Source organism: Ferruginibacter profundus, from assembly GCF_054783275.1.
In genome coordinates this window covers 1,924,762-1,937,187 of the sequence record NZ_BAAGQW010000002.1, presented here as the reverse complement: position 1 = coordinate 1,937,187, position 12,426 = coordinate 1,924,762, and the positions used below count along the sequence as shown (strand labels likewise).

At 37.5% G+C, this 12,426-nt stretch carries 9 protein-coding genes; all 9 read left to right on the top strand.

Features of this window, described 5'->3' with window-relative positions:
- The first annotated feature begins 58 nt into the window (after window positions 1-58).
- The 9 genes from ACYVM0_RS18375 to ACYVM0_RS18335 all read left to right on the top strand — a co-directional run bounded on the left by ACYVM0_RS18375 (window position 59) and on the right by ACYVM0_RS18335 (window position 12,042).
- A complete protein-coding gene (locus ACYVM0_RS18375) occupies window positions 59-1,450 on the top strand; it encodes an undecaprenyl-phosphate glucose phosphotransferase (protein WP_460559370.1) in 1,392 nt (463 codons plus the stop codon).
- A 78-nt stretch (window positions 1,451-1,528) separates the two neighbouring features.
- Window positions 1,529-2,497, top strand: a complete 969-nt coding sequence (locus tag ACYVM0_RS18370) for an NAD-dependent epimerase/dehydratase family protein (RefSeq protein ID WP_460559368.1) — start codon at window positions 1,529-1,531, stop codon at window positions 2,495-2,497.
- Between the two features lie 28 nt (window positions 2,498-2,525).
- Window positions 2,526-3,836, top strand: a complete 1,311-nt coding sequence (locus ACYVM0_RS18365) for an NAD(P)/FAD-dependent oxidoreductase (RefSeq protein WP_460559366.1) — start codon at window positions 2,526-2,528, stop codon at window positions 3,834-3,836.
- Window positions 3,836-4,813 (top strand): polysaccharide deacetylase family protein, encoded by a 978-nt coding sequence (locus ACYVM0_RS18360; protein ID WP_460559364.1) that lies wholly within the window; start codon window positions 3,836-3,838, stop codon window positions 4,811-4,813. Before ACYVM0_RS18365 ends, ACYVM0_RS18360 begins: the two co-directional genes overlap by 1 nt.
- On the top strand, window positions 4,813-5,862 hold the full coding sequence (gene wecB, locus ACYVM0_RS18355; RefSeq protein ID WP_460559362.1) for a UDP-N-acetyl glucosamine 2-epimerase: 1,050 nt from the start codon (window positions 4,813-4,815) through the stop codon (window positions 5,860-5,862). Before ACYVM0_RS18360 ends, wecB begins: the two co-directional genes overlap by 1 nt.
- 80 nt (window positions 5,863-5,942) lie before the next feature.
- Window positions 5,943-7,391, top strand: coding sequence for a UbiA family prenyltransferase (locus ACYVM0_RS18350; RefSeq protein ID WP_460559360.1), 1,449 nt, complete (start codon window positions 5,943-5,945; stop codon window positions 7,389-7,391).
- A 110-nt stretch (window positions 7,392-7,501) separates the two neighbouring features.
- On the top strand, window positions 7,502-9,025 hold the full coding sequence (locus ACYVM0_RS18345; RefSeq protein WP_460559358.1) for an ArnT family glycosyltransferase: 1,524 nt from the start codon (window positions 7,502-7,504) through the stop codon (window positions 9,023-9,025).
- A 232-nt stretch (window positions 9,026-9,257) separates the two neighbouring features.
- Window positions 9,258-10,325, top strand: a complete 1,068-nt coding sequence (locus ACYVM0_RS18340) for a glycosyltransferase family 2 protein (protein WP_460559356.1) — start codon at window positions 9,258-9,260, stop codon at window positions 10,323-10,325.
- Between the two features lie 193 nt (window positions 10,326-10,518).
- Window positions 10,519-12,042, top strand: coding sequence for a hypothetical protein (locus tag ACYVM0_RS18335; protein WP_460559354.1), 1,524 nt, complete (start codon window positions 10,519-10,521; stop codon window positions 12,040-12,042).
- Window positions 12,043-12,426: the final 384 nt, after the last annotated feature.

Sequence of the window (12,426 nt, the reverse complement as noted above, 5' to 3'; positions counted from 1 at the left end):
GCGTTATATAATAGTTTTTAAAGTATTTACAACACCTTAATAAATTTATCATTACAGTATGAACAAGCAGTTTGAACGATACTTACAAATGACCCTTGTGATATTGGATCTGTTTGCCCTTACGCTAGGTTACATTATCTGTAAATTCTTTTTTACCGAAAGTATACCGGTTGATTACTGGAGTGTTTACTTTCAATACTGGACCATTTCTGTTGCAACGTGGTTACTCCTTTCTTTTTTCCTCAGAACCTATGCCGGAAAAATAATTTTGTTTTTCGACAATTTTACTAAACGCACTGCACAGGTTTATTTTCTCTGGATCATCTGCATACTTTTTTACCTGTTCTTTTCACGTGAGTTCCGCATATCACGATTGTTTATCGTGATTAGTATGGGAGCTTTTGGTGTTGGGCTGCTGGGTAACCGCTTTTTATACCTGGGCATAAAAAAATACTTTAAAAACAGCCACTACCTTATTAAAAAGGTCATCATCCTGGGCTATAACGATACCGCAAAAAAACTGGCAAAATATTTTGAAGAAGATGGTATCAACACCCAGCTCTTAGGGTTTATTGAAGATGATAAAAATGTACATGAGTTATCCCATTACCCGATCATTACAGATGTAAGCAGGGCATTACAGGTAGCTAAGGAATTTGAAGTATCAGAAATATTTTCTACCATAACGCCGGAACAGAATAAGGATATTTACGACCTGATGTACCAATCTGAAAAAGAATGTATCCGCTTTAAGATAGTACCCAATCTTTCCGTATTTATTACCAGGGATGTGCATATTGAGTATTTTGGAGAATTGCCTATTCTTTCTTTACGTAGCGAACCTTTGGATGACGTGGGTAACAGGATCAAAAAAAGAGCATTGGATATTGTTGTAAGTTTCTTAGTTATTGTTTTCGTGTTATCGTGGCTGGTACCCATACTGGGCTTATTGATATTATTGGAATCACGTGGCCCCGTTTTCTTTTCGCAATTGCGGACCGGCAAAAATAAAAAGCCGTTTTACTGCTATAAATTCCGCAGTATGCGTAAGAATAAAGATGCCGATTTAAAACAGGCTACAATAAATGATAGCAGGGTTACAAAGATCGGCAGGTTTATCAGGCGTACCAGTTTAGATGAATTTCCGCAGTTTATCAATGTGTTCAAAGGCGAGATGAGCCTTGTAGGCCCCAGGCCACATATGCTGAAGCATACCACCGATTATTCCAAATTTGTAGATGAGTATATGGTACGCCAGTTTTTAAAGCCGGGTATCACAGGCTGGGCACAGGTAAACGGGTACAGGGGAGAGATCACTAACCCCGACCAGATTAAAATGAGGGTGAACAAAGATTTGTGGTATTTGGAAAACTGGACGTTGTGGCTGGATATTCAAATTCTCTTTTTAACTGTGTACCAGGTTTTTAAGGGAGATAAGAATGCTTTTTAATTGAATTTTAATTCTAAAAGGAGATATAATCGAATTACGTACTATATATTTAAACACTTATACCTAACAAAACTAACGATGAAAGTATTAATTACCGGGGTGGCTGGATTCATTGGCTCTAACCTTGCAAAAACATTACTGGACAGAGGCCATACCGTAATAGGAATCGATAACCTCAACTATGGCTTTTTAAGAAATATAGAACCCATAAAGGATAACAAAAATTTTGAGTTCATTAGTGGTGATATAGCAAACCCTTTGATGCTTAAAGATGTGAGGGCAGATATTATTGTTCACCTGGCTTCACAAAAAATTCCCCGCTACACCAACGCATTAAGAACACTTGAAGAAAATTACCTGATGTTAAGGAATGTGGTACATAAGTGTATCATGGATAAATCAAAAATACTTTTTGCTTCCACTTCTGATGTGTATGGTAAAAATCCTAACATTCCTTTTGCCGAAACATCTGACCTGGTAATGGGCCCCACAACAGTTAAACGCTGGGCTTATGCATTATCAAAAATGTATGGCGAGCAATATATTATTGCCAACCACGACGAGTATGGCCTTAAATATACCATCACACGTTTCTTTGGTTCATACGGCCCTCATCAAAACCTTACCTGGTGGGGCGGACCACAATCTGTTTTTATAGAAAAGGCATTTAAAAAAGAAACCATCGATATTCATGGTGATGGTTCTCAAACAAGAACTTTCACTTTTGTTGATGATACCGTAAATGCACTGGTGGCATGTATTGAAAGCGATAAATCTGATAACGAAATATTTAATACCGGCCCTAAATCGGATGCGGAAATAACCATTAAAGATCTTGCCATATTAATCTGGAAGTTGGTTAACGGCAAAGATTCAGAACCTCAGCTTAATTATATTCCGTACTCTACGTTTGGTAATTACGAAGACGTAATGAGACGGGTACCCGATATCACCAAACTCTGTTCTACACTCGACTTTAAACCTCATTGGGACCTGGAAGAAGGATTAAAAGTAACCATAGACTGGCAAAAGCAGTTTTTGATGTAACTAATCCTAACCATTGAAATAAATAACAATGCAAGCAGAAAAATGCGGAATCGTAGGTGGCGGAATTATGGGTATGACTTTAGCACTCCGGCTGGCACAGCAGGGAAAAAAAGTAACCTTATTTGAAGCTGCACCCGAACTTGGCGGACTGGCCAGCTCATGGAAAATGAATGAGGTGGAATGGGATAAATTTTATCACGTAATTCTTTTATCAGATTTTGGAACAAGAGGAATTTTAAAGGAAATCGGTTTAGAAGATAAGATTGAATGGGTAGAAACAAAGACCGGTTTTTATATGAATGGAAAACTCTACTCCATGTCGGATACAATAGAGTTTTTAAAATTTCCCACCCTTAACTTAATTGACAAATTTCGCCTTGGCCTTACTATTTTAGTAGCCTCAAGAATAAAGAACTGGAAAAAACTTGAAAAAATACCCGTAACAGAATGGTTAAAAAAATGGTCGGGTTCCAATACGTTTAATAAAATATGGTTACCGCTTTTAAGAGCTAAACTTGGCGAAAGCTATACCAAAACATCTGCGGTTTTCATCTGGGCCACCATTCAGCGTTTATATGGTGCAAGACGCAGCGGTTTAAAAAAAGAAATGTTTGGTTATGTACCCGGCGGTTACAAAGTAATTATCAATGCCTTTAAACAAAAACTGCTTAATGAAGGTGTGGAAATTAAAACCGGTTATGTTGCCAGTGAAATAAAAGCTGTGGCAAATGGAAAAGCACAAATATCTTTTACCGATGGTATAATTGAAGAATTCGACAAAGTGGTCTCCACATTGCCATCAGGGCTTTCTGCAAAAATTTGTAATGGCCTTTCTGAAACAGAAACACAAAAGCTGAATAATATTAATTACCTGGGTGTTATTTGTGTAGCCGTTTTGTTAGATAAGCCCATCAGTAATTTTTACGTTACCAATATAACCGACTCATGGGTGCCCTTTACCGGTGTAATTGAAATGAGCGCATTAGTGGATAAGAAACATTTTGGTAACAATAACTTAGTTTATTTGCCCAAATATGTAAGTCCGACAGATCCGTTGTTCAATTATTCTGACGAGGAAATAAAAAAATTCTTTATTGCAAATTTTAAAAAAATGTACCCCTGGTTAACGGATGATAATTTAAAATTTGTTGGTGTGGCAAGAGCAAAGCATGTAATTACTGTATTAACAAAAGACTATTCAGTAAACCTGCCCCCGATTACAACATCAATTCCTAATGTGTATATCGTTAACACTTCTTACATATTAGACGGAACATTAAATGTAAATGAAACCATAAGAGTGGCAGAAACAAAACTTAAAGAAATTACAGCACAATAATGGCAAAGAAGAAAATACCAGCAAGTATATCACTGGATTTAGACGATCAATGGTCTTACATGAAAGTACATGGCGACGAAGGATGGGAAACCTTTCCCTCTTATTTGGATATTGTGGTACCGATATTTTTAGATGTATTTGACAAGCTGAATATGAAGATCACTTTTTTTGTGGTAGGGCAGGATGCAGCGATAGAAAAAAATCATAAGGTACTCAAAAGTATTATTGAAAGAGGGCACGAAATAGGCAATCACTCTTTTCATCACGAAAGCTGGTTAAAAACATATTCTAAAGAAAAGATCGAAGCGGAAATTGAAATGGCCGAAGAAGCCATTATAACAGCCACAGGGCATCGTACCAATATGTTTCGTGGCCCGGGCTTTAGCTGGAGTGTGGATCTGTTGGAAGTACTGCAAAAAAGAAATTATATTTTTGATGCGTCTACTTTACCCACATATATCTCCCCTTTATTGCGTAAGTATTATTTTGCAAAATCAAATTTATCAAAAGAAGAAAAAGAAAACCGCAAAGAATTATTCGGCTCATTTAAAGAAGGTTTTTTTCCCTTGAAACCATATACCTGGAAATTTAAGAGCAACAAAAAATTAATGGAAATTCCGGTTACTACAATGCCGGTCTTTAAACTGCCTTTTCACCAGAGTTACCTGCTTTATATCAGCGGCGTATCTAAATTCTTAATGAAGGCTTATTTACGCTTTGCCATATTCATGTGTAAAATAACTAAAACGCCGCCGAGTTATTTATTACATCCGTTGGATTTAATTGGTGGTGATGATGTGCCACAGCTGGCCTTTTTTCCGGGCATGAGTATTAACAGCGAAAAAAAATTAGAGGTGTTTGAAACAGCAATGAAAATGATGCAGAAACATTTTGAAGTATTGCCAATGGGCGAATTTGCAAAGCGTTTTGACGAAGCAAAGCTTAAAGAAGTAACCCCTAAAGAAACCAGTAAGTAATGAAGATTTTTTCAATAGTAGGAGCAAGGCCGCAGTTTATAAAACTGGCGCCACTGTCAGCTGCACTATCTGCTCACCAGGAGTTTATTGTGCATACCGGCCAGCATTATGATTATGCTATGTCCGAACAGATTTTTACTGACCTTGGCATAAGAAAACCTGATATTCATTTAGAAGTAGGCGCAGGTAATCAAACCGTTCAGATAACAGAAATGATGCTGAAACTGGAAAAGGAAATGCTTGAAAAAAAGCCAGACATCGTAATTGTATTTGGCGATACCAACTCCACATTGGCAGGCGCATTGATTGCCGCAAAACAAAATATTCCCATTATACATATTGAAGCCGGATTAAGAAGTTATAACAGAACAATGCCGGAAGAAATTAACCGCATTGTTACCGATCATGTTTCTAAATATCTTTTTGCACCTACGCAAACAGCTGTTGATAATCTTACTACCGAAGGTATGGGTAGCTGTACTTACCTCACCGGTGATATTATGGTGGATACTATGAAAAACAGTATCCAGGTGGCATTGCAAAAATCAACGGTAATTGCTGATTTAAAATTGCAGGATCAGTCTTTTAATTTACTCACCCTGCACCGCCATTATAATGTTGATGATTCAGGAATACTGGAACATATATTGAATGAGCTGGGCCAACTGGGCGAAAAAATAATTTTCCCTGTGCATCCACGTACAAGAAAAATGTTGCCGGCTGCGTATACAGTTCCTGCAAATATTCAACTGGTAGATCCGCAGGGATACCTTGATTTTATTGCCCTGGAACATGCATCAACAAGGATCATTTCAGACTCGGGGGGTATACAAAAAGAGGCATACATACTGCGTAAACCCTGTATAACATTACGTAGCGAAACAGAGTGGGTGGAAACAGTGACTGAAAAATGGAATTTATTAATTAATCCTTCGCAAAAAAATATTGCCGCTGCTATTACTGATTTTAAAGTGCCCGAAAAGCAAGCTAATATTTTTGGAGAAGACGTAACACAAAAAATGGTGGCGATAATAAATACCTGCAGCTGATATTTTGTGAGCAAAAAAATACAACGATTGCAATACAATAAATAACCTTATCAATTTCATCTTCAATTAGTAACAATAAAATGAACAACCAGGTACAGGATACTGCTATTCCATTGGTTGCTGATTTAGACGGCACACTGATAGATACCGATCTGTTATTTGAGGCCCTCATTTTATTAATTAAAAAAAATCCGCTTTATATTTTTAATTGTGTGCTTTGGCTTTTAAAAGGGAAGGCTTGTTTAAAAGCTAAGGTATTTGAACGTGTTCAGATACAATATGAATTACTGCCTTATAATACTGCGGTGCTGGATTTTCTGCAGGCAGAATTTGCCAAAGGAAGGAAAATAATATTGGCAACGGCTTCTCCGTATACAGCTGCAATGGAAGTGGCCAAAGTGCATCCCATATTCAGCGAAGTGTACGGCTCAGCAAATGGTATTAATTTAAAGAGCGCTGCTAAATTAGACCTGCTGCTCAAAAACTTTGGTGATAAACAGTTTGATTATATCGGAAACGCAACTGCAGACCTTGTAATATTTGCCTCGTGCAGAAATGCATACCTGGCAAATGCCTCTAAAACAGTTGAACGAAAAGCAAAAAAAAATGCAGCTGTTACAGTTATCACCAGTTCAAAAAAATTGTCCCTTAAAGATTATATAAAAGCCATCAGGGCCTACCAGTGGATCAAGAATTTATTATTGTTTGTACCGCTGGTTACTTCTCACTCTTATGGCTCGGTTAAATTACTCACCTTAAGTTTTTTCGGCTTCTGCATTTTCAGCCTGGTGGCATCTGCCGGCTATTTATTAAATGATCTACTGGATCTGAATGCCGACAGGAAACATCCCCGGAAAAAATTCAGGCCGGTAGCTTCCGGTAAAATAGCCATTCCCACTGCTGTTATTACAGCAATATTATTTTTAGCCGCAGGGTTGTTTTTTGCGGCACAGCTTAACTGGTGGTTTTTATGTATTGTCATCTTCTACTTTATCACCTCGTTTTCCTATTCATTATTTCTTAAGCGTATTGTACTGTACGATGTTTTTATATTGGCACTGCTGTATTCAGTAAGGGTTTTTGCAGGCGCTATTGTAATAGATGTGGTATTATCATTCTGGTTAATTGCTTTTTCTACTTTTATTTTTTTAAGCCTGGCCTTTGTAAAAAGATACTCAGAATTAATTCAGCTAATTCAGGCAGAAGGCGAAACCAATTTAAAAGACAGGGGCAGGGGTTACATTGTTCAGGATATTAACCTGCTGCAGGTAATGGGCATTGCCAGCGGCTTTTTAGCAGTGGTCGTTTTTTCATTGTATATCAATAGTCCCGAAATAACACAACTGTATTCAAAACCCAGAATATTATGGGCCATCAGTTTCCTGTTTTTATTCTGGATCAGTCGTATCTGGCTATTTACCACCAGGGGTAAAATGACAGATGACCCGATTGTTTTTGCATTGAAAGATGTAACCAGTTATTTCGTTTTCCTTATTACGGGGGTGTTGATATTGCTGGCATCGATATAAATAAAATTGAAACGTAAAATATTTATCAGTTGAATCCACATCCTTTAAAAAACATGTTGGTAGTATAATCCATCATCTACTTCTATTACCTTTTTCTAAAACAAGCCTTAATGAAGCAGATCAAATTAACCTGGATAATTATTTTTCTCATTGGTGCAGGAGTAAGAAGCACCGAACTTTTTCATGCGGTAGATACCGAATCATGGCGTGAGTCTGATGTATCAACCATTGCTAAAAACTTTTATCAGAACCACACTGATATCCTGCACCCGCAGGTAGCCTGGGATGGATCGGGCCCCGGCTATACGGAAGGAGAGTTCCAGTTATATTCTTACCTGATAGCCGCATCGTATAAAATTTTCGGATTTTGGGAACCTGCAGGCAGGATGATTTCCTTTTTATTTTCACTGGCAACAATGCTGGTTTTCTTCCGGCTGTGCAGGTACCTGCTGGATAGTAAAAGCGCCATTGCAGCTGCAGTTTTTTTTGCACTAAGCCCCATCTTATTTGTGGTATCCAATACGGTACAACCCGAGTCGGTCATGTTCTTCTTTTATGTAGCCGCAGGCTACAGCTTTATCCGCTGGCTGGATGACCAATCTAAAAAATATTTTTTACTGGCCGCTTGCTGTACGGCATTGGCCCTGCTTTGTAAACTTACTGCAGCCAATATCGGCATCTTGTTTTTACTACTCCTCATTTTTAAAAAGGGCTGGAAATTTCTTTTTAAACCACAGGTATTACTGTTAGGCATAATCGCCGTTCTTCCTTCCGTTTTCTGGTACTGGTATTCTCATAAATTTTATTTGCAGTATGGTAATTCATTGGGGCTGTCGAATGAATACGCCTGGGTTGGCATGGATTTTTTTACCAACAAACATTTTATACAAGGGCTTTTTAAAATTGAGTTGCTGCATGTATGGACAAAACTGGGGCCCGTGATCATTATTTTAGCATTGCTGTTTACCCCGTTCAGAAAAAAAGAAAGTACGCTTATTGCTGCAGCCTGGTTCGCCTCAGCATTTATCTTTTATATCATGGCGGTAAGAACTACGGCCGATGACTGGGCGTATTATTATCATATCTTTTCCATTCCGGCTGCTTCCATTTTATTGGGCACAGCAGTAATAGAATTGTACAACAAATATTTCCCGGCTTTACAGGCTGCAAAAGGCAATATTACCAATAAGCCGGCCTTTTTTAAAAGTGCCGCCATACTAACCGTATTGGTTTTAAGCATGGCGTATTTTTTAATGGCTACTTCCAAGTACCTGGTAAAGATCAAACCCACCAACTTTCAAACCTCACCTTTTTATAGTTGTAAAGACAGCCTGGCTAAATTAATTCCACCGGGTTCGCTTTTCCTGGCTAACGGAGGCCTTTGCGGCGATTACCTTGGCCACCCCAAAGCATATAATAACTCCTATTTTTTCTACTGGTTAAACCGTAAGGGGTATAACATTTGTGTTGGCGACCTGTCGCTGAAAAATATCACAGATTATAAAATAAAGGGTGTTTCCTTCTTTTTAGCCGAAGAAAAGGTGATACAGCAAATACCGGGGCTTGAGGAAGCACTTAAACAACAGTGTACCACATTATTTGAATGTAACGGGTGTATTTTATTTAAATTATAAAGGGATACTAAATAATACCTTATTTCGTTTATTATGGTTCATAATTAAAAAGGATATTATATAAACGGAAGCCGGATTATAAAAATTTGTTTTAATGTTGCAGCAGGCAAAAAATGATTTTTGCAGATGAGAAAATAGCAGGCAGATAAGCCTTTTTGCACCAAAAAGTATTAACGAAGCCGGTTTGCGCCACAATCAGGCTGGTATCTGATAAATTGAAAAAATTAACTGTATGACAGCGATGAATACCAAACCATTTTTAAGCATTGTTGCCCCCAGTTACAATGAGGAAGCCATTTTAGAACGGAATATACTTACCATAATGAAATATATGGACGGTATAAGCGACCGGTACAATTGGGAGGTGTTAATTGTTAATGATGGCAGTAAAGATAAAACAGGAGCTATTGCCAATGAGCTGGTAAAGAATCATCCCGATAAAGTGAGGGTAATACACCATCCCACTAACCTTAACCTGGGTAACGCTATAAAAACGGGCTTCAGCAATTCAAGGGGAGAGATCATCATAATAATGGATATCGACCTCAGCTACTCCGAACAATATATCGGTATAATGGCCGATAAACTGATTGAAACCAGTGCTGATATTGTAATGGCATCTCCATATATGAAAGGCGGTAAAGTAACAGCAGTTCCGTTTTTAAGAAGAACCATGAGTAGCTGGGTAAACCGGTTTATGCGCCTGGCTGCACAGGATAGCTACCACACTTTTACCGGCATGGTAAGGGCATATCGTAAAGAGTTTGTACAAACCCTTAACCTTAAAACAAAAGATTACGAGATCAATCCTGAGATTGTTTATAAGGGAATGATATTACGGGCAAAAATTGTGGAGATACCGGCTCACCTGGATTGGACAGAACAAAATAAATTTAAAGGACAAAGAACATCCAGCCTGCGGGTAATAAGAAGTTTTTTTTCCGGCCTCATGTCGGGGTTCATTTTCCGCCCCTACATATTTTTTATAGGTATAGGTACCATTTTAATGTTGCTTTCGCTATACGAACTGGTGTGGTTGTTTTATGATGTACTTGCCGACCTGGCCAGTGGTAATACCGTATTACAGGCAGGGGAAGAAAGGTCTTTCTCTCATAGCCTTGCAACGGAGTTTAAACGCAACCCGCAATCTTTTCTTGTAGGTGGTATTACGTTTGTTATTGCCATTCAGTTTTTGAGTTTAGGCTTTCTGTCGCTGCAAAGTAAAAGGTATTTTGAAGAGTTGTTCCATTTGGGCACTGCATTAAAAAAAGACAATAAGCAACTTGCAGACAGATTATAACCAGCCGGTTGCTAATTGTTTTGGAGTGCTGCAAAAGAGTAAGCATTTAGCAGTATAACTGCAAGATTAAAAAAAGATGTGTTGTATAACATCTTAATAAAATGAGTAAAGATTATTTAAGCTGATTAGTATTAATGTTATTTTTAATAAATTAATTATACTAATTTGCAAATCCATTAAACAGTGGTTTTTTATGAAGGGGATTGTTATTAAGGACAATATCAAAGCGATTAAAAATATTGGTTTCTATAGTTTCCTTCTACTTTATACCGGCGTTATAATTTTTTTGTGCCAGCGCCTGAATATTTCCAACGATGAAATTTTTTCCCTGGACACTACATCAAATAATCTTTCAGGTGTAATCAGGCAGTCCTATAATTTTGAGGGGCAACCTCCGGTTTACTTCATACTCCTTTCCATTTGGCGTTATATTAATTCGAGTGTTTTTTTCGGCAGGGTATTTTCTGCGTTGTTCATTGGCTTGTCGGCTTTTATGTTCAGCAGGTTTGTAAAACTCATATCAGGTGCCGGCTGTTCCAGGTGGCTGATCATCCTGTTTTTATTAAATCCCTATTCAGTATGGGCAGCACTGGAAGTACGCCTTTATTCATTTGTACTGTTTCTTTCTCTGCTATCTATTTATTACCTGGTTAGTTTTTATATAAAAAATCAAAACAGGTATTTATACTTTTTTATTGTTACCTGCCTGGTGGGTTTGTTTACCCAGTACCTGTACATCTACCTGGTCATTTCATTGTCTTTGCCCATTCTTATATTTAAAGGCTGGAAAACTTTTTTTAAATATTGTCTTTATACCTTACCGGTTGGTATTTTGTTCCTGGTCAGCATTATGTATACAACCGACCCTATGGAGTTGGCTTATATTAATTCTGTTACCAGCTCATTTAGTGAAAGAATGTTCAGCGTATTTCATTCTCCACAAAACTTAACCCTTGGTATGCACCTGTTTTCAGTGGACAGGATCATACGCTTGTCTTTTTTTATACTCTTTATAATTCTGATCATAGCTACTTACCTAAAGTGGTATAAGATCAATAAGTCGGGCAACACCACTTACTTTAAAAGCTTTAATTCGATACTGATAACTGCGGCCGCAATGGTGATAATTAACAGTGTATTCTTTGCTGCTACCAAGTTAGATTACCATGACCGCTATTTAACCATTGCTTATCCTTTATTTATTTCAGTGTTTTTGTTATTTCAGATTTATCCTTTGGTAAAGCGGAGTATTATTTTTGGCACTATAGCAATACTTTATACCTGTATGCTGCTATCAGTATACAAATACCAGGTAAAAGAATATGATACCCGGTCTTTAACCAAATATATCGGTACCATTGAAAATAAAGATGAACCCATTTGCTTTTATCATAAGGTTTTATCCCTGCAGTTTAAATTTAATTACAGTGGTAAAAATGCATTGGTTCCTTTACCTAACGGATTAAAATTCGACAGTTCTTATTTATCTAAAATAAAAGATACCCTGGATCTGAGGCAATCCATTGAGAACGCTAATCCCAACTCCAAAACTTATTTATTGATAAACGACCGTACAGAAGCACATTTTGAAAATGATGCAGACGTTAAAATGCTTAATAGTTACCTGCCTTCTCACTACAACATTACACTGGACACTATATTTTACGGGCATAGTAAAGACTTCCCGTTAAGGATAAGAAGATTGGAGAAAAAATAATAGCACCGCAATTGCCGGGGATGGAAAGTTTTAATTAACGGGTCTTCTTCTGAAGATAACGGCTTGAATATTTCATGAATAAATCACCCACACACCCGCCTGTAAAAGATCACAGCCAATCTATATCTTGTAAAACCGGTAGGTAAAGTATACAAAGATGAAAAAATCCGGGATAAAAGACAGCTATTTCCCGTTCAGTTGATGAATCACTACTGCTTTAAGACTTATAAACTTGTTTAATACTCAATCCACCGGGTATAATTTTGCTCTTACACCTTTTAAGAATAAACCACGGTTCAATAACATGAAGTATACAAAATTGGCAGCGTAGTGAGGAGCATAATCTTCAGCTGAAAAAATGTACCGCTCTTCTTAGTCTAAAAT

Excerpts from the sequence above, each read along its gene's own strand:
- ACYVM0_RS18375 (WP_460559370.1), top strand. The coding sequence starts at position 59 with ATGAACAAGCAGTTTGAACGATACTTACAAATGACCCTTGTGATATTG.
- ACYVM0_RS18370 (WP_460559368.1), top strand. The coding sequence starts at position 1,529 with ATGAAAGTATTAATTACCGGGGTGGCTGGATTCATTGGCTCTAACCTT.
- ACYVM0_RS18365 (WP_460559366.1), top strand. The coding sequence starts at position 2,526 with ATGCAAGCAGAAAAATGCGGAATCGTAGGTGGCGGAATTATGGGTATG.
- ACYVM0_RS18360 (WP_460559364.1), top strand. The coding sequence starts at position 3,836 with ATGGCAAAGAAGAAAATACCAGCAAGTATATCACTGGATTTAGACGAT.
- wecB (WP_460559362.1), top strand. The coding sequence starts at position 4,813 with ATGAAGATTTTTTCAATAGTAGGAGCAAGGCCGCAGTTTATAAAACTG.
- ACYVM0_RS18350 (WP_460559360.1), top strand. The coding sequence starts at position 5,943 with ATGAACAACCAGGTACAGGATACTGCTATTCCATTGGTTGCTGATTTA.
- ACYVM0_RS18345 (WP_460559358.1), top strand. The coding sequence starts at position 7,502 with ATGAAGCAGATCAAATTAACCTGGATAATTATTTTTCTCATTGGTGCA.
- ACYVM0_RS18340 (WP_460559356.1), top strand. The coding sequence starts at position 9,258 with ATGACAGCGATGAATACCAAACCATTTTTAAGCATTGTTGCCCCCAGT.
- ACYVM0_RS18335 (WP_460559354.1), top strand. The coding sequence starts at position 10,519 with ATGAAGGGGATTGTTATTAAGGACAATATCAAAGCGATTAAAAATATT.